This is a genomic window from Psychromonas sp., from assembly GCF_983033635.1.
Map to the genome: position 1 here is coordinate 20,442 of NZ_CEZLMY010000021.1, position 19,105 is coordinate 39,546.

Below are 19,105 nucleotides of genomic sequence, written 5' to 3' on the forward strand. Positions count from 1 at the left end.
GTTTATAAAGACTACCATGTAACTCCGGTTCGCTCGCTTTTCGAGAACATTAATATTCTGATTTCCCATATGAGCGACGAATCGTACGAATTTCACCGCAAAGCCACAACCGACTCTCTGACAGGGCTATTAAATCGCGCCAGTTTTGATGAAATTACTGAAAAAGAAATTAAGCGGAGCAAGCGACTGAATATCCCTTTGACACTTGTCATGTTCGATTTAGATCATTTTAAGGTGATTAATGACAAATCCGGACATCTTGCTGGCGATTATTATCTGATGGAATTTGCTTCAATCTTGCGCCATGTAAGCCGGGAAACAGACTTTGTATTCCGAACCGGAGGTGATGAGTTCATCGTGATGCTGGTGAATGCTGAAGAAAAGAGCATCTCCGACTACATCAACCGAGTTCAGGAGTCGCTCGTTCGCTGGAATAAGAGCGACAATCGCCCCTATCCCCACCGATTGGCAGCCAGTGCCGGCGGCTCCCGTCTGAACGATTTAAGCTTCGACATTCAGAAATGTGTGGAGAAGGCCGATCAGCGTATGTATCAAAACAAGCAAGACAGGAAGGCCGGACGATAATAATTTTTGGAAAAAGCTGACATCCACAACTTAACCTTACTACCAACTTAACAGGAGTACTAACTATGTATACTACAGGTGAAAAACCCGGAAAAGGGATATACGTGTGTGAAAAATGTGGTCAAAAAGTCATACTTGATGACAACAACGATACTTTGCCTCCATGCCCAAAGTGCGGGCATACCGTGTACCGTAAGCAATAAAGAAAAAACCGGGAGCAAACCTTTCCTTTTTAAAGCAAGAGCCGTGATTTGCTCCATTTATGCTATCTCTATTTCACACAGGATTTAACAATGCCTATTAAGCCGATATCAGAAAATTCATGGCCTGAAATATCCAAGATAGAAGAGGAGGCATATACTGAAATCCCACCTGAATCTGCGCCTGTTCTTAAAAGTAAATGGCTTGCTTCGCCCGCAACCTGCTCAGTTTATACAGATAACAAAAATGAAATATTAGGCTATCTCCTGTCCCATCCGTGGGAAAATGAAACACCGCCAAAGCTTTACCAAAAAACCGCTATCAACAATAAAAGCTGTAATCTGTTTTTACATGATCTTGCTGTGTCACGCAGTGCCAGAGGAAAAGGGATCGCTCACTATCTGGTAGAACATCTAATAAAAGAAGCAAAGAGATTAAACTTCAAAAAAATAGTCTTAGTCGCCGTGCAGGGCTCGGGAGATTTCTGGGCTAAATATGGTTTTAAAGAGATACAGGGCAGAGAAATTTGTCATAGCTATGGAGATAGCGCAAAGTTAATGAAAATTGAACTGCAGAGATAACAGAGCCCTTCCTGTGCGCAAAACAAACAGCAAATATCCAACCTAGCTCAATAAAAGTAACCACTGTTCAATTTACAGATTGTGCTTTTGATGGGGTTATATAGAGTAGGGAAAATCTTTTTTATATTTTCGAAAAGATAAAAGAGAATAGACTTATTTTGCTGTTTTAAGCGTTATAAATAGATAATGAAATTTTAGGAATGATTCATGAAAAAGAAAGATAATATGCCAATGTGGGCACACTGGGCTCTGTTGGGAATAAATTCACGAAAAGTGGCGATGATATTTTTTGTTGCTTCATTGGTTTTGTCATTGATTGCTATCGCCGTGGGCATAATAATCGAAGATTATTCCCTCGCTACACTTTTATTCGTGCCTTTATGGTACTGGATATCCATTAAATGGGTCGATGCCTATTCATCATGGCCAGTAGCTGAAAGTTGATAACAACAGCCGGAACAAGTCTTGTTTTTTGCCTTTTAAAGCAAAATCAAGACTTGCCCTTTTATTGCTTTATAAACATTAACAGATAAAGCAACAGGATGCTTTTGTGATCAAACTAGAAGAGAAATTTGTCCGTTTTATTGAAGCGGAAATGCAGTCCGATCCTGCTCATGATTTAAATCATATTTTAAGGGTTACTAAAACCGCTAAATCATTATGCCTCGCTGAAAATGCGCTTCCCGAAATTGTTATCCCTGCAGCCTGGCTCCATGACTGTTACTGCGTCGCTAAAAACCATCCCGATAGAGATGCCAGCTCAAAAATGGCAGCAGATAAAGCAATCCGTTTTTTAGCTGCAATTAACTATCCCAGTAAATATTTTGATGCCATTCATCATGCGATTGTTGCGCACAGCTTTAGTGCCAATATTACGCCCAAGACAATAGAAGCTAAAATCGTTCAGGATGCGGACAGATTAGACGCGCTTGGAGCAATAGGCATTGCGCGCTGTATTCAGGTCAGCAGCAGTTTAAATCGTGAACTTTACTCGGCATCAGATGCTTTTTGTTCATCACGCGTTCCGGATGATCAAACTTATACTGTTGATCATTTTTACAAAAAATTACTGTTAATTGGTGATTCTATGAATACGGAGTCGGCAACAGCAGAGGCCCAAAAAAGGACAGATTTTATGCGCTCTTTTCTCAAGCAATTAGGCCATGAAATTTAACAGAGCGCCCAGCCTGTATTATTAAATCTTAATTTTAGAAAATTCAAAGAGCTGTTCAGCTAGCGCATAAACTTCGATATGATCTTTTTTAAACTCGCAGATGGTCAAATGCGGACTGGGTCTTCTTGCACTTGGCAGATGGCCGCAACCAGTATCAATAAATAACTGTCTGCCTTTTAGTAACGGTTTGCTTAAAGGTGTGTGCCCGGAAACAATAAAATCAATACCTGCAATCGGGTGTTGATTGCCATTGCTTACACAGTCTCTACTCCAAAGTAACTCATAAAGAATATCGCTGTTGATATCAGATTCATTGAGCGGCCACTGCTTAAGTGGATATTGAGCATGAACAACACCAATTTTCCCAGCTAAAGTATCAACCGTTAAAGTAAGGGAATACTCTTTCTCAACAATTTTTTTAGCCAGCTGCTTTTCCTGAAGATGTAAATCTTCCCACCAGGAACCGCCATTTTGATACCAGGAAATTTTTTTATAGATATTGCCGTTTTCAGACTCCCTTAAAAACTGCTCATGATTACCAATAACAGGAATAAGCCAATTTTCTTTTGCCAGAAGAAGACAATTAAAAGAGCCTTCACCCCGGTCAATAAGGTCCCCAACAGAGAATAATCGATCGGCATTAAAATCAAAGTTGATCTGCTTCAGAGCCTGCATCAGCAGTGCATACTTTCCGTGTATATCACCGATAAAAAAATCGCGCCCATTGCTGTTTTGCGCATAATAACGATGAGCAGATAATGTAATCAAAATTGGCCTCTCATAATTTACCCTTTCATTTTTCAGCCATCACTGATGACTTTAGCAATACTCTTTACTTATAGACAGCAAACCAGCACGTTTGCCTTAAACCGTTATCCACGCCGCTATTTTTCGTAACTACTCAGCACCTCAATAATTTAAGGTGTTTTTATCAAATAAGACAGTAAATGCTCAGGGCTAAGCCATTTATGCTGAGCTCAAGGCGAAAAAGCGCAGTTTAGTCGTTTAAATGAGCATTTTCCAACGCGGACAAATATGTATGGAACATATTTGAATGGCTTTAGCCAGTTGCGTAGCAATGAAGTACACGGATGTACTTCATAAATAAGCTTAAATGGCAACGACCTGAGTAGTTATCATGATTTTATTCAACTGTTACGCCCTTTTTACGCCATTAACGTCTATAAGAATAATAGGTTATTAAAAAAATTATCCTTGCAGGGAAATTTAGGATGGCAGAAAACAGTTCATTTAATACGGACACCATAAGTAAAGAGCGAAGCCAATGGAAGACGCTTAAAACATTGGGCGGTTATATTTGGCCTAAAAATAGAGCCGATCTGAAAACACGAGTTCTGCTGGCGCTGGCAAGTTTAGCACTGGCTAAAGTGGTTAATGTCTATGTTCCATTTTTATATAAAATGGCCGTGGATGCGTTAACGTTATCTCCTGAATCATTAGATAATGCGCTTGTGGTCTTGCCTCTGGGAATTATTGTCGCCTATGGATTTGCGCGAATTCTTCATCAGTTTTTTGGAGAAGTTCGCGACTTTATTTTTGTTAAAGTTTCTCAACATGCCCAGCATATGATTGCGTTAAATACCTTTAAACATCTTCACGCATTATCTTTAAGCTTTCATTTAGACAGGCAAACTGGCGGACTCTCACGGGTGATAGAGCGCGGAACGCATGGGCTGCAGTTTCTGCTCACCTTTATACTTTTTAATATTATTCCTACCCTGCTTGAAATTGTGATGGTTACCGTAGTGCTTTTTTATACCTTTGATATTCGCTTTGCCGCCGTCACCTTTATTACCATTGTCGGCTATATTGCCTATACGCTGTGGATCACAGAGTGGAGAATGAAATACAGACGGCAAATGAATGACACAGATTCAGATGCGAACAGCAAAGCCATTGACAGCCTTTTAAATTATGAAACGGTTAAATATTTCGGCAATGAAACGCATGAATATAAACGCTTTGATCAGGCCTTAGCAAGTTATGAAATTGCAGCGATAAAAAGCCAGAACAGTCTGTCGGTGCTGAATGTAGGGCAAGGGCTGATCATCGGCTTGGGCTTGATTATTATTATGGCAATGGCCGGCAATGGCGTGGTAACAGGAGAGCTTACTATCGGTGATTTTGTTCTGGTTAATACCTTTATGATTCAACTTTATCTGCCGCTCAATTTTTTGGGATTTGTCTATAGGGAAATTAAGCGCAGTCTGATTGATATGGATAAGATGTTTGAGTTGTTAGAGATCAATGCTGAAATTCAAGATCTGCCTGACGCAAAGTGCTTATCGGTGCAGCATGGACAGGTTGAATTTGAAAATGTCAGTTTTTCATACAATATACAGCGCAGTATTTTACAGCATATCAGCTTTAAAATAGAGCCGGGAAAAACAACAGCCATTGTCGGGCCGAGCGGTTCAGGGAAATCGACCATTTCTAAACTGCTGTTTCGTTTTTATGATGTAAGCGCCGGAAAAATCAAAATAGACGGACAAAATATCCGCCAAGTAAGCCAGCAATCATTACGCGCCGCAATCGGTGTCGTTCCTCAGGATACGGTTCTGTTTAATGACAGTATTATTTACAACATCCAATATGGCCGTCCGGACGCTGCAGCAGAAGAGATCCACCAGGCGGCAAAACTCGCCAAGATCCATGATTTTATCCTGAAACTACCCTGCGGTTATAAGACAACGGTAGGAGAGCGCGGGCTAAAACTATCCGGTGGTGAAAAACAAAGAGTCGCCATTGCCAGAACCATTCTTAAAGATCCTGAAATTCTGCTTTTTGATGAAGCAACTTCAGCTTTGGATTCCCATACGGAAAAAGAGATTCAAAGCTCATTAACAGCAATCTCCGAAAATAAAACCACGCTTATTATTGCCCACCGTTTATCTACAATTGTTGATGCCGATGAAATTCTGGTGCTCAAAGAGGGCAGAATTATTGAAAGAGGAACCCATAATCAACTTATTAAGCAAAACAGTGAATATGCATCGATGTGGGCGCTGCAGCAGAAAAACCAAGATACGCCCTGAATCAACCAGGGCTGCTCCTCTCTCTTGATAGGTAAAATATTGGAATAGCGCGCGATACTTGCCGTTATCAGTAAAAACAGCAGCTTAAAAAATGATTGCAATCGTTGCAGCAAGAAAGCTTAATAGAGCTTTTAAAACACTTGTTTAATCCATTGGATTAGAAAAAACAGCAGAGCAGCATGCTGGCACGCGAGGCGATTACATGAGTCATAACTTAAAAGTGGTCACAGTGACCTTAAATCCGGCCTTAGATCTGACCGGCTCACTGAACGAATTAGTAAAAGGCACGGTCAATTTACTCGACTCAGGCAGTCTGCACCCTGCCGGTAAAGGTATTAATGTTGCCAAGGTACTTTCTGAACTTGGCGCACAAGTGACAGTCACAGGTTTGCTTGGCATTGATAATCAACAAGCTTTTGTGCAGTTATTTGATTCATTAAATGTTAGCGACCGATTTGTTCGTGTCGAAGGTGCAACACGAATCAATGTCAAAATAGTCGAAAAATCAGGACAGGTCAGCGATCTTAACTTCCCCGGTGTCACTGTTACTGAGCAACAATTGCAGCAATTTGAAATGACCTTAGCAGAACTTGCACAGTCGCATGAAATTTTCGTGATTGCCGGTAGTCTGCCGCAGGGGCTGGATCCGGCACGTTGTGCCAAGTGGATAGAAAAACTGCAAAAAGCCGGTAAAAAAGTATTTTTTGACAGCAGTAATGGGGCCTTAATTGCCGGTGTTGCAGCAAATCCTTACCTGATTAAACCTAATGATCAAGAACTCAGTGTATTAACTGATCAAAAGCTTACTAACAGTAACGAAATCAAAAAGGCTGCACAGAAATTACAGCAGCAAGGTTGTGAAAATGTGGTGATATCGCTGGGTGAAGAAGGCGCTCTTTGGTTTGATCAAGCGGGCTGGATACAATCGCAACCACCAAAAATGAGCGTAGTGAGTACCGTTGGCGCTGGTGACAGCTTAGTGGCAGGGCTGTGCTGGGGTGAGCTAAAGCAATGGCATAAAAGCCAAACATTAGCTTTTGCGACCGCATTATCCGCGCTGGCAGTCAGCCAAATTGGCGTCGGTGTTGCAGAGATAGAGCAGGTGTTAACAGTGCAGAAACAGGTGCAAATCAACGCGCAGGATAACGACAGCTAATCGGCAGCGCATAATTAAAAATCGCCCAAAAGCACGAACAGCTCAAGCAGCGCAACGGCAAAAAACAACAATGCCAGTGACTGCCAGAATCGAACGGGATTGCGTTCAATTAATGAAAACTGCTCTCTCTCTTTAAGCAGAGTTTTATTCGGGGTAAAAAGATCCGTTATAAATTCACTCATTGCGCCATAACGTTTTTGCGCAACAGGATCGCTCGCTTTTCTTAATGCCGCATCAAGCCAGTCAGGAATATCTGCGCGAAACTGTTTTATTGGACGATATTTCCACTGGTTAAGCCTTGCCCGGCTCAATGAACTGTTATTTGATTGATAAGGTAGCTCACCGCAAAGCAGCTCGTAGCTTATCAGCGCAATAGAAAACAGATCCGATAAAAAGCTCGTTTGCCCGCCATTTAAATACTCTGGTGCAATATAATCCACAGCACCTAAAGGTTCCTCGGCGCTTGGTGCGGGTGATATTTCATCTAATCCGTCAATTTTTACCGTGCCAAAATCAATAATGGTGATCTCTTTATTTTCTGAAAGCATAATATTTTCCGGTTTCAGATCGCGGTGCACCATGCCTGAGCGCTGCAGGACACGCACCGCACTGACTATATTTTTAATAATCTCCCGGGCATCTTCTAATGATGGTTTGGGATTATCATAGATCCACTGGCGCAGCGTGATCCCTTCAATATACTCGCAAATATGATACAAAAAAGGTGAGCTTTCTGACTTGGGGAAAATAGTCATAATATTCGGATGTTTTAATTTCTGACCTACCCATTGCTCTTTTGCAAAGCCATCAAGGTAAACAAGATCATTTACAAAGTTCAGAGAAGGTATTTTTAATATACGCTGTTTCTGACTGCTTTTTTCTCTGGCCAGATAAACATGGCTGCGCGTGCCCTGATGCACCACTCGCTCTATTTTAAAATTATCAATTTCATTATCTGTCCGCATCGCTGGCGGAATAATTAAACTGGTTAGCCTTTTAAACAGTTCATTAATATCTGAGATCGGCAGGTTTTGAACCTTAAGCAATAAACAGCTTAAATTATCACTGCTGCCTTTATTAAGCGCATCTTTACTGATGGTTTCTGCCAATTGCTCAAACTCAGTTGCTGTTGAGTTCTCTTGTTTAATGCTGTCAAGGTGAGCTGTTAATACCTGCCTGGACAGGTAATCATGAATACCGTCGCTGGAGAGCAGGAAAATATCCCCCACTCGCACTGCCGTGCTTTGAAAATCTATCTCCAAATGAGAGTCCATTCCCAACGCGCGGGTCAGAAAACTGTTTTTGCCATATGCACAGCGCGCATGATCTTTGGTAAGCTGTTTCAGGCAGCCATCGCGATAACGATAAATACGTGTATCGCCAACATGAAAAATATGCGCAGTGGTTGATTTAAAAACCATGGCGCTAAAGGTGGTAATTAAGCCGTTATGGCGCAGCTCATCTTTACTGCTATGCTGATAAAGCCAGGAGTTGAGCGAGTTTAAAACTTTACTCGCAGAGAGTTTGACACTCCAACTTTCACAAGTGCCGTAATAGTCATGGATAAACTGGGTGACACTGGTATGACTGGCTTGTTGACCATTACTGCTGCAACTTACTCCGTCAGCTATACTGGCGACAATCCCTTTATACTTTTTTTCTGAATGTGATGTCGGCACTTTTACTGCAAAAGCGTCCTGGTTTGCCTCCCGCCTGCCAGCATCAGAATATCCCCCGATGCACAGTTCAAGCTGAGAATTTTGTTTGTTATTAACACTCATCACATTCAGATCTTTCATATCAACTCTTAGTGGCTACCCACATCAATCATTGTCACGCTGCCGTCCTGATTGAGTTCAGCTATCTGCCCTTGAGGTTCAACCATAAAGACTAGTGTAACCAGGCCGACAAATGCCGTGACTGCGATCACATAGAAAAAGGTTTGATAATCAACAAAGGATAAAACAGTTAAATAAACAACCGCACCGACATTTCCGTATGCACCGGTCATACCCGCTATCTGCCCTGTCATGCGGCGTTTAATTAAAGGCACGGTAGCAAATACGGCACCTTCACCCGCCTGCACAAAGAAAGAACATAACATAGCCGCAGCAACAGCAACCCACAGTGTCCACTCGCCCGTTATTTGCGCCATCAGCAGGTAACCAAGCGCAAGACCGGCAGTAAGGATAATAAGCGTAGATTTACGGCCAAACTTATCTGAAATCCAGCCGCCACCGGGACGGGAAACTAAGTTCATAAATGCGTAGGCAGATGCAACCATACCGGCAACCACAGGTGTTAGTTCAAAGGTATCCAAGAAAAATAACGGCAACATGGAAACAACCGCTAATTCCGAACCAAAGGTGGCAAAATAGAGGATATTTAAGACCGCAACTTGCTTGAATTTATATTGATGTATTTCAGGTACAGGTGTGCTAAAAATTGATTTATTTACTTTCCAAACCTGTGACCACTCATATAAATACAGCGTAAATAGGCCGCCATAAATGGAATAAGTGATATTGGCTGAAATCATATCGATATTTGCCGGTGATAATTTCCATGCAAGCAGAGCAAGTGCGGCATACATTGGCACTTTCATTACTAACAGCAGAAAGAAATCGCCTTTAGAGGTTACTTCCATTGCCGTTAAATTTTCCGGTTTAAAATAGGTGGAACCTTTTGGTGTATCGCGAATATTTGCATAAAAGATAAATGCGAATATCAGGCTGATTAATCCTGTCACAGCCATCGCATAACGCCAGCCATCTTCACCACCAAACATCAATGCAACAGTAGGCAGGGTAAAGGCTACAGCTGCACTGCCGAAATTCCCCCAACCGCCATAGATGCCTTCAGCCGTACCTAACTCATTATGCGGAAACCATTCTGAAACCAGACGGATACCGATAACAAAGCCAGCACCAATAAAGCCCAGAGCAAAACGTGCAATAGCAGCTTGTATAAAGGTCTCTGACATGGCAAAGGCAAAACAGGGAATGGCACAGATAGCCAGTAGCGCGGAGTAAACAACTCTTGGTCCGTATTTATCTGTTAACGAACCAATAATAACCCGTGCTGGTATGGTGATCGCCACATTAAGTATTAGCAGTGTTTTAATTTCTTCAGTGGTTAAGCCTAAGCTCTCTTTTACTGCATGCAGTAATGGGGCAAAGTTAAACCATACGGCAAAAGTGATAAAAAATGCCATCCAGCTTAAATGCAGCGTTTTCATCTTGCCCTGAAAAGATAAAATATTAAATGAACTTTTACTCATATTGAGATCCTTTAAAAATATAAAAACAGCCCTCACAAAAAGGGCTCTTTATTTGTTTTAAACTGGTGATTAACAGGCTTCTTTAAGTTGAATCAGCTCATCATCCACCCGAACTGCATAGGTTTTCAATGAATGCTCCGGCGACTCTAAACACTCGCCGGTGATTAAATCAAAGTGCTGTTTATACAGAGGTGAAGATACATAAGTTTTCCCCTGTATTGACCCCATAATGCCGCGCGAAATAACGTTTGCCTGACCAATCGGATCAAAATTTGCAACGGCATATAAGCTCTTATTACGTTGACAGAAAAAGATAGCCACTTGCTCCTTATTAAACTGCACGCAAGTTCCCGCATTTGGGGTGAGATCTTGTTGTTCACAGATAGTTATCCATTCTTGGCTTAATTCAGCTTTCATTTTATTCTCCCTCTATTCTGTTAATTCAATAATTTTAATGGGCTGCGCTGACGCTTTGCTGCTTGGAAAACGCTGCTCTCGCTGAGTTGTAAATGACAGGCTGTTATCAAGCTCTTCACTGTTTGCAAAATGTTTAAAACGTTTCATTTTTTCAGGGCTTTCAATGGTGGTTTTCCACTCACACTGATAATTTTTAATATTTTCCGCCATTTCTGATTCAAGCTCTTCTGCGATATTCAGCTTGTCTTCAATAATCACCTCTCTTAAATAATCCAAACCACCTTCAAGGTTTTCCAGCCATACAGAGGTGCGTTGCAGACGGTCGGCAGTGCGGATATAAAACATCAGGAAACGATCCGTGTATTTTTGTAACATCTCATCAGTGAGATCTGTAGCAAACAGATCACCATGGCGAGGGCGCATACCGCCGTTACCACAGACATACATATTCCAGCCTTTATCTGTGGCAATCAGACCCACATCTTTAGTTTGCGCTTCAGCACATTCACGGGTACAGCCGGAGACACCAAATTTGATTTTATGAGGAGAGCGCAGACCTTTGTAACGGTTTTCTATTTCAATAGCGAAACCGACACTGTCTTTCACACCATAACGACACCAGGTGCTGCCGACACAAGATTTCACGGTACGCAGAGACTTACCGTAAGCGTGGCCTGTTTCAAAACCCGCATCGATCAGTTTTTTCCAGATAATAGGCAGTTCATGCAGTTGTGCACCAAATAGATCAACACGCTGGCCACCGGTTAATTTAGTATAAAGATCAAACTCTTTGGCAACGGAGCCTAATACGATAAGTTTATCCGGGGTGATCTCGCCACCAGCAACACGCGGCACAACCGAGTAAGTACCATCTTTCTGCATATTGCCCAGATAGATATCATTGGTATCCTGCAGCTCGATATGCGCATCTTCAAGCACGTAATCATTCCAGTAAGAGGCTAAAATTGAACCGACTGCAGGTTTACAAATTTCACAGCCTAAACCTTCACCGCACCTATTAAGCATCTCATCAAAGGTTTTGATCTTTTTAACACGGATAATGTCTACTAACTCATGGCGCGAATAGGCAAAATGCTCACAAATATCATTTTTAACTTCAAAACCTAAGTTTGCTAATTCACTATCAAGAACTTGTTTTGCAAGTGATGAACAGCCGCCACAACCTGTTGATACGTTTGTTGAACCTTTAAGTTCAGACATGCTTGTGCAGCCCGCGGCAACGGCTTCTTTAATATCGCCTTTACTAACATCAAAACAGGAACAGATAGATGCGCTGTCCGGCAGGGCTTCAACCCCCAAACCGCTTGCTTGCTCATCCCCTGCAGTTGGTAAAATAAGCGCAGAGGGATTTTCAGGCAGATCCATATCATTAAGCATTAACTGCAGTAATGAACCGTAGGCTTCAACATCACCAACCAATACCGCGCCAACCACTTTTTTACCGTCAGCTGATACGATTAAACGTTTATAAACCTGCTCAATTTCATCATGGTATGTATAAGACTGTGCACCCGCTGTTCTTCCATGTACTTCACCGATACTGGCTACATCAACCCCAAGCAGTTTCAGCTTGGTACTCATATCCGCGCCGGTAAAAACGTGTTTAGCTTCTCCCTTAATATGAGAGGCTGCCACTTTGGCCATTTGATAACCCGGTGCGACTAAACCAAAGATAAAGTTTTCCCATAACGCACATTCACCGATCGCATAAACATCTGCAACGCTGGTCTGGCAGTGGTTATTAATCACAATGCCGCCACGCTCACCAATGGTAAGTCCTGATGAACGTGCTAGCTCATCTTGCGGACGAATACCTGCAGAAAAAATGATAGTGTCTGTTTCTAAAAAGCTACCATCGGCAAAATTCATACGGTAACGACAGAACTCACCCGCAACAATTTCACTGGTCGCTTTCTCGGTATGTACTTTTACACCCAGATCTTCAATCTTGCGACGTAATAAAGCACCACCGCCATCATCTAACTGCACCGCCATTAAACGAGGCGCAAACTCAACAATATGCGTTTCTAAGCCTAAATTAACTAACGCATTACCCGCTTCAAGACCGAGCAGTCCGCCACCGATAACAACGCCAACCTTGCTGGTTTTTCCTGATTCTGTGATACCTTCAAGATCATCAATCGTACGGTATACATGGCAATGCTCCTGATCGTTGCCAGGAATAGGCGGCACAAAAGGAAATGAACCTGTAGCAAGTACCAGTTTATCGTAATCTTCAATACGCCCGCTTTGCGTAACAACCTGTTTATTAGCAAAATCTAAGTCAACCACTTTATCGTTAAGTACAAATTTAATGCCATTTTCCTGGTAGTAAGTTGCATCCGTCAGTGCCAGATCATCTGCACTTTTACCGGAAAAGAAATAACTTAATTGCACACGATCATAAGCAAGACGGGACTCTTCTGAAAAAGTGATCACCTCATAATCAACGCTGTCATCACTGATAATGGTATCAATAAATTTGTGGCCTACCATGCCGTTGCCAACTACAATAATTCGTTGTTTGCTCATAATAGTTATTTCCTTTGTTTTAAAATTTGTTCAGTTTTAAGCTGATAATTGATTAATAACACTGTCTATACAGTTCTGTTGCTGAACCCACTGCAGCTGCTCGGCAAGCGCTACCACTTTTCCGACCATGATTAACGACGGGGATTTGATTTGATGTTTTGCTACCAGGGAAGCGAGTTGGTTGATATCTCCTGTTATCACGCGTTGTTGTGGGCAACAGCCATTTTCAATAACGGCTACCGGAGTAGTTTTAGCAAGGCCAGCTTGTATTAGCTGTGTTTCAATCATCAGTACTTTGCTTAATCCCATATAAAATACCAGGGTATGATCCAGCTTTGCTAAGGCTTGCCATTGAATATCCAGCTCTTTTTCTGCATGGGCGGTAACAAAAGTACAACCTTGTGCAAGGCCCCGATGGGTAAGCGGAATACCGGCATAACTGCTGCAACCAGCAGCGGCGGTAATCCCCGGCACAATCTGCACTTCAATGCCCTGCTTCTTCAGCAACAGCATCTCTTCACCACCACGGCCAAATACAAAGGCATCTCCCCCCTTTAGTCGGCAGACAGTTAAACCTTGTCGCGATTTTTCTATTAAAAGCTGGTTAATATCAGATTGGCTATAACTGTGATCGCCTTTGATTTTACCGACATACAAGGTTTCAGCATCTCTTGGAAAAAGCTGGCGAATCTCCTGACTGACTAAGTTGTCATAAATAATAACGTCCGACTGCTCTATCACTCGAAGCGCTTTAAGGGTAAGAAGATCAGGATCTCCGGGACCGGCTCCCACCAATGAAACCATTCCCAACTGACAATGATTTTTGCTGTTGATAGAAATTGTTTTTTTGGGACGGATATCGCTTGATGTGAAAGTCACAACAGCACTTTTACTCTTTTCAAAAACCATAAGCTAACCCTTGATAAGATTGTTACAGCCCCGTTTAAATATTGTTAACAAAGCCTTTAGCAACGTTATTGCAAAGGCAGTGCCAATAGCATATATTTATCTACAACAAAAACAATAAATAGTTAATATTCAATAAGTTATACCGAACAACATCTGAACAGACAAAAAATAAACGAGTGCTTCAGAGCCTTATTTGTTTAATAAATGTGATCTTTTAGTGCGTATTGCACCAAAATAAAGCGCAATAACTCACTTTGTTCTCCTTTATGATTTAACAGAACCATTGCAGGCATTTTCCTTAGCACTTAAAACATTACTTACCAGTTGATTTAAAAGGAAAAAACAAAAGCAACAAGATTAATATTTACAATTAACCGAACTTGGTGCGCTCTTTGCTCTATATAAAAGAAGAGAGAAAAATTACAGCTATAGAGAGGGCACATGACAATAGAAAAAAGCTTATGGACAAAAACAACCTGTGCATATTGTGGTGTGGGTTGCGGTGTTGAAGCCAAGGTAAACAGTAAAGGCTTGCTTGATATTCGCGGTGATAAACAGCACCCCTCAAATTATGGACGCTTGTGCTCGAAAGGTTTAGCGCTCGGTGAAACAGTAAGCCACGAGGGCCGGTTATTACACCCGAGTATTGATGGTGTTAATACAGATTGGAACAATGCATTAAGCCATGTCGCCACGCAGTTTTCAAAAATTATAGCCGAACATGGGCCTGATTCGGTTGCATTTTATGCTTCCGGACAACTGCTCACTGAAGATTATTATGTCGCCAATAAACTGATGAAAGGTTTTATCGGTAGCGGCAATATCGATACCAATTCTAGGCTGTGTATGTCATCAACCGTCGCAGGACATAAACGCGCCTTTGGCAGTGATACCGTACCAGTCTGTTATCAAGATATTGAAAAAACGGATATGGTGGTAATTACCGGATCTAATCTAGCCTGGTGTCACCCGGTGTTATTTCAACGTTTAAAAGCGGCAAAAGAGCAGCGTCCGGAGCTGTTTATTGTAGTTATCGACCCGCGTAAAACTGATACCTGTGCTATTGCAGATCTGCATCTGCCGATCCAGCCCGGCTCTGATGTGGCGCTATTTAATGGCTTATTAGCTTATCTTGCCGAGCATAAAAAAATAGATAACGATTATATAAACAGATATAGCCAGGGTTTTGCAGCGGCGCTGGCAAGTGCAATTAAAGAGTGCGCCGACCGGAATGAGCTGCTTAATAGACTGGCAGTTAATGAGCAGGATCTTAACTCCTTCTACCATAAATTTTCCAATACAGAAAAAGTAGTGACCATTTACTCTCAAGGGGTCAACCAATCTTCGCAAGGCACGGATAAAGTTAACAGTATTTTAAACTGCCATCTTGCGACCGGTCGTATAGGTAAAGAGGGAACGGGACCATTTTCAGTTACAGGTCAACCTAATGCGATGGGAGGCCGGGAGGTCGGTGGCCTTGCCAATACGCTGGCGGCGCATATGGAGTTTGGCAATCAAGGCGATCATAATTTAATCAGTGATTTTTGGAAGACAGATAATTTGGCCAGCTCACCCGGCCTGAAAGCAATCGATCTGTTTGATGCTATCCACGATGGAAAAATTAAAGCAGTATGGATAATGGCTACCAACCCTGTGGTGAGTTTGCCAAACAGCAGAAAAACAGTAGAAGCATTAAAAAAATGTCCATTAGTGGTGGTTTCTGACTGCATCAAAGATACAGCGACAACGCGACTTGCCAATGTGTTATTGCCCGCGCAAGGATGGAGTGAAAAATCAGGTACAGTGACCAATTCAGAACGGCGCATCTCACGACAACGTCGACTTTTAGCCAGCCCAGGAGAAGCAAAAGCTGATTGGTGGATTATCAGTGAAGTAGGCAAACGGATGGGGTTTGCCAGTGCCTTTAATTATCTTCATGAAGGTGAGGTGTTTGTTGAATATGCAAAAATGACCACGCTGGGTAATAAAAACGGGTTAACTCGCGATCTTAATTTAATCGGTTTAACGCTATTAGATGCGCAAGGATACAGCCAACTGACACCGCAACAATGGCCGGTAAAAATGGTGCAGAATTCCACTGTTCAGCAGAGAATGTTTACCGATAATCTTTTTTTTACTGCCAATAAAAAAGCGCAGTTTATTGCGGTTACGCATAAGAAACCGCTGAATTCCTGCGATCAGAGCTATCCATTGCAGCTTAACAGCGGACGCATTCGCGATCACTGGCATACTATGACCCGAACAGGACTTTCCAGCCGCCTGGGCGCTCATATAACGGAGCCCTTTGTTTCGATCCACCCTAAAGACGCCCAGAAAACACAGTTAATTAACGGTGATCTGGTTGAAGTTAGCAGTGCAAGCGGCTCTGTATTAGTACGCGCATCGGTCTGCAAGTCGGTTAGTCAGGGACAACTGTTTATCCCTATTCACTGGAATCAAACAACCGCAAGTAAAGCCAATGTCTGCGCTTTAATTAAAGCCAATACCGATCTTAATTCCGGGCAGCCTGAATTTAAATCTACACCAGTAAAAGTAACGAAATGGAGTTATAACAGCGAAGCACTATTTTTATGCAGGCAGCCTGTTGAGCTTGCTGAATTTGCTTACTGGGTGAAACAAAAAGTTGCCGACGGTTACCTGTATCACATCGCAGATATTATGTCTCCGCCGGAGTTAAGGGGTAAATTAGCAAACTTAATCGCAAACCATAACGGTAAAAACCTCAATTATTCCACCAGCAGTAACAGCGAGAAACCACTGTATCGCTATGCCAATATCCAGGAACAAAAAGTAGTCTGTGCATATATCCTTGCTGATAATCTGCAAAATCAAGCATTGGATTGGATGCAGAGTTTATTAAGTGTCACGCTCGATCTGACCATTGAACGTTCGATTATATCGGGATTGATAGAGGGGCAATTAGCACAAGGGAAAATATTATGTGCCTGTAAGCAAGTGGGTGATAATATTATCAAAGAGGCGATACAAGAGCAGAAATTAGAGTCTGTTGAAGCCATTGGAAAATGCACTGGCGCAGGAACAGGTTGCGGAAGTTGCCTGCCTGATATTGAAGATCTGCTAAGCGATCATTCTCTTAGTTATAGCGCAGTATAAAGCTGTTTATATAGTACGGCTCTATGATGCGCATCTGTAATCACATTGCAGCTGTTTAATAACAGATTAGTTATGAGTTAGATGATTACGATATTTCCTTTTTAAGGATAGTTACCGAGATAATAGCGCTATCGATTAGCAGCAGGGAATCAAGATGCCTATTAATAAACTAATAATTACTGCAGTTTTACTTTGCATACTGCTGTCACTATTTACCAGCGGATTACTCTCGGCAACCCTGGATTTATGCGCCTTTACTTTATTAATTATTTATCTGTTCAGGCACCAGCAAAGTAAACAGGAATAAGGTTACATTATTAGCTGGATATAAAACAGCGAGCAACTGGCAATGATCACCCAGAGCAAAATACCCAATACAAGGGGTTTAACACCCGCCTCTTTTATTTTTTGAAAAGTGATGCCTGAGCCAATCAGGAATAAACAAAGTACCAGCGTCTGTTTCGATGCTGTAAAAATGCCCTGATAGAGAGAGGTGAAATCAGGCAGAAAATGGGCTGTCAAAATAGCCAAACAATAAAAAAGTATAAACAAAGGGATAGTGATTTTTTTACTGTCACCTTTAAATAATAACGCACTGATAAACGCAACCGGAATAATCCACAACGCGCGCGCAAGCTTAAGGGTGGTTGCTGTTAATAGCGCCTCATCTCCATAAGCTGCTGCAGCCCCGACCACTGATGATGTATCGTGAATGGCGATAGCACTCCACACCCCAAAAGCATGCTGGCTCATATTAAGCAGATGCCCGATCAGTGGAAAAACAAACAGCGCCACTGAATTAAGAATAAAAACAACCGCTAACGCAAGCGATGTTTGATTGCCTTTGGCGTTAATGGCTGGCGCTACAGCTGCAATTGCACTGCCACCGCAAATTGCGGTACCGGATGCGATTAAATGCCCGGTTTTCCGGTCAATGCGTAATACTTTAGTCAGCATCCAGCCAACAATTAAGGTACCGAAAATAGAGATTAAAATCAGCCCTATTCCCTCTTTACTCGCGCTAATAGCTTGCTCTAAGTTAATGCCAAACCCTAAACCGATAATCGAATAAGAAAGCATTTTTTTTGTTAACTGATTAATATCGATATGCTGTGGAACAAGTCCGAGTGTGACAAGCGTAAAGCCAAGCACTAATGCGATCGGGGAAGAGATGAGCGGCGTTAAACACAGGACTGCCACTGCAATAAAGATCAAATCACGTTTTTGCCATTTAGAATTTGCTAATAAGTCATGCATAGTACACCTCGCTTGTAACGAGTTTGTATTGTAACGCAGCTAGTAGTATTCAGTATATTCGAATACCGTTAACAACTCGTTAAGCAATACTTAACGAGCAACATAAATAAACCGCCGCAAAATAAATGCATAGTATGACTTAAGTTAATCACGCCACTTAATCGAGCACCCCATGCTCGGGGATTGTTTTTCTGGGCCTTTTCCTGTTTGTGCTATTTGACGCATTGCATTAACTAATTCAGGCGCGCGCTTGCTAGCATCCCCCATATTGGCATCATCTAGTCGGCCGCGGTATTGCAGCTCACCATGCCGGTTAAAACCAAAAAAGTCTGGGGTGCAGATGGCATTATATTGTTTACCAATGCTTTGTGTTTCATCGACTAAGTAGGGAAATGTAAAACCATATTGCTGAGCAAACTTTTTCATGTTTTCCGGATTATCAGCTTCCACCACCTGATAATCATTGGACATAATGGCTAATACGTTAATACCTTCAGCCATTAGTTGTTTGCTATCTTCAGCCAGGCGTTGTGCAATACGCTGCACATAAGGGCAGTGATTGCAGATAAACATAATAAGCAGGCCTTTATCACCTAAATATTCAGACATCACAAAGTCTTCACCATCGGCATTTTTTAATGTGAAATCAGGGGCTTTCCAGCCAAAATCACAAATAGGAGTATCCAGTAGCATGTTAAATTTCTCCACAATAAATAAACGCCGAATTATTCAATTCAGCGCTTGGGTGATTATTGATAAGCTAAGTTGCTATCCATTATAACACTTGCAGTACGGCTTCTT

Annotated in this window: 16 protein-coding genes; 8 read left to right on the top strand and 8 right to left on the bottom strand. The window is 42.0% G+C overall.

Annotated features, from left to right (window positions below):
* From AC4GME_RS04755 to AC4GME_RS04775, 5 genes are all read left to right on the top strand, one after another.
* Nucleotides 1–585: GGDEF domain-containing protein (locus tag AC4GME_RS04755; RefSeq protein WP_490379076.1), on the top strand; the 585-nt coding region annotated here is incomplete at its 5' end.
* A gap of 65 nt (nucleotides 586–650) precedes the next feature.
* Nucleotides 651–788 (top strand): zinc ribbon-containing protein, encoded by a 138-nt coding sequence (locus tag AC4GME_RS04760; RefSeq protein ID WP_490375904.1) that lies wholly within the window; start codon nucleotides 651–653, stop codon nucleotides 786–788.
* Between the two features lie 90 nt (nucleotides 789–878).
* A complete protein-coding gene (locus AC4GME_RS04765; RefSeq protein WP_490375903.1) occupies nucleotides 879–1,367 on the top strand; it encodes a GNAT family N-acetyltransferase in 489 nt (162 codons plus the stop codon).
* 207 nt (nucleotides 1,368–1,574) lie between these two features.
* Entirely contained in the window at nucleotides 1,575–1,811 is a 237-nt protein-coding gene (locus tag AC4GME_RS04770; protein WP_490375902.1) for a hypothetical protein, read from the top strand.
* Between the two features lie 151 nt (nucleotides 1,812–1,962).
* Nucleotides 1,963–2,541: an HD domain-containing protein gene (locus tag AC4GME_RS04775; protein WP_490375919.1), complete on the top strand. Its 579-nt coding sequence runs from the start codon at nucleotides 1,963–1,965 to the stop codon at nucleotides 2,539–2,541.
* Between the two features lie 21 nt (nucleotides 2,542–2,562).
* Here AC4GME_RS04775 and AC4GME_RS04780 read toward each other — a convergent pair whose 3' ends face one another.
* Complete coding sequence (locus tag AC4GME_RS04780; RefSeq protein ID WP_490375901.1) at nucleotides 2,563–3,309, bottom strand: metallophosphoesterase; 747 nt, start codon at nucleotides 3,307–3,309, stop codon at nucleotides 2,563–2,565.
* Between the two features lie 464 nt (nucleotides 3,310–3,773).
* On the opposite strand from AC4GME_RS04780, the gene AC4GME_RS04785 reads away from it, so the two are divergent.
* Nucleotides 3,774–5,597: an ABCB family ABC transporter ATP-binding protein/permease gene (locus tag AC4GME_RS04785; RefSeq protein ID WP_490375900.1), complete on the top strand. Its 1,824-nt coding sequence runs from the start codon at nucleotides 3,774–3,776 to the stop codon at nucleotides 5,595–5,597.
* A 202-nt stretch (nucleotides 5,598–5,799) separates the two neighbouring features.
* A complete protein-coding gene (gene pfkB / locus AC4GME_RS04790; protein ID WP_490375899.1) occupies nucleotides 5,800–6,753 on the top strand; it encodes a 1-phosphofructokinase in 954 nt (317 codons plus the stop codon).
* Nucleotides 6,754–6,767: 14 nt separating this feature from the next.
* Here pfkB and AC4GME_RS04795 read toward each other — a convergent pair whose 3' ends face one another.
* From AC4GME_RS04795 to cobA, 5 genes are all read right to left on the bottom strand, one after another.
* Nucleotides 6,768–8,552: a bifunctional protein-serine/threonine kinase/phosphatase gene (locus AC4GME_RS04795; RefSeq protein WP_490375898.1), complete on the bottom strand. Its 1,785-nt coding sequence runs from the start codon at nucleotides 8,550–8,552 to the stop codon at nucleotides 6,768–6,770.
* 8 nt (nucleotides 8,553–8,560) lie between these two features.
* On the bottom strand, nucleotides 8,561–10,033 hold the full coding sequence (locus tag AC4GME_RS04800; protein WP_490375897.1) for a NarK family nitrate/nitrite MFS transporter: 1,473 nt from the start codon (nucleotides 10,031–10,033) through the stop codon (nucleotides 8,561–8,563).
* A gap of 69 nt (nucleotides 10,034–10,102) precedes the next feature.
* Complete coding sequence (gene nirD, locus AC4GME_RS04805) at nucleotides 10,103–10,450, bottom strand: nitrite reductase small subunit NirD (protein WP_490375896.1); 348 nt, start codon at nucleotides 10,448–10,450, stop codon at nucleotides 10,103–10,105.
* A gap of 12 nt (nucleotides 10,451–10,462) precedes the next feature.
* On the bottom strand, nucleotides 10,463–13,003 hold the full coding sequence (gene nirB / locus AC4GME_RS04810) for a nitrite reductase large subunit NirB (protein WP_490375895.1): 2,541 nt from the start codon (nucleotides 13,001–13,003) through the stop codon (nucleotides 10,463–10,465).
* Nucleotides 13,004–13,039: 36 nt separating this feature from the next.
* Complete coding sequence (cobA, locus tag AC4GME_RS04815; protein ID WP_490375918.1) at nucleotides 13,040–13,807, bottom strand: uroporphyrinogen-III C-methyltransferase; 768 nt, start codon at nucleotides 13,805–13,807, stop codon at nucleotides 13,040–13,042.
* 546 nt (nucleotides 13,808–14,353) lie between these two features.
* Here cobA and AC4GME_RS04820 point away from each other — a divergent pair.
* The gene (locus tag AC4GME_RS04820; protein ID WP_490375894.1) at nucleotides 14,354–17,047 is read left to right on the top strand and encodes a molybdopterin-dependent oxidoreductase; all 2,694 of its coding nucleotides are present in this window, start codon (nucleotides 14,354–14,356) and stop codon (nucleotides 17,045–17,047) included.
* Between the two features lie 309 nt (nucleotides 17,048–17,356).
* On the opposite strand, the gene AC4GME_RS04825 is transcribed toward AC4GME_RS04820, so the two are convergent.
* Both AC4GME_RS04825 and AC4GME_RS04830 read right to left on the bottom strand, forming a co-directional pair.
* A complete protein-coding gene (locus AC4GME_RS04825) occupies nucleotides 17,357–18,304 on the bottom strand; it encodes a YeiH family protein (RefSeq protein WP_490375893.1) in 948 nt (315 codons plus the stop codon).
* Nucleotides 18,305–18,448: 144 nt separating this feature from the next.
* The gene (locus tag AC4GME_RS04830) at nucleotides 18,449–18,997 is read right to left on the bottom strand and encodes a thioredoxin family protein (RefSeq protein ID WP_490375892.1); all 549 of its coding nucleotides are present in this window, start codon (nucleotides 18,995–18,997) and stop codon (nucleotides 18,449–18,451) included.
* Between the last annotated feature and the right edge of the window lie 108 nt (nucleotides 18,998–19,105).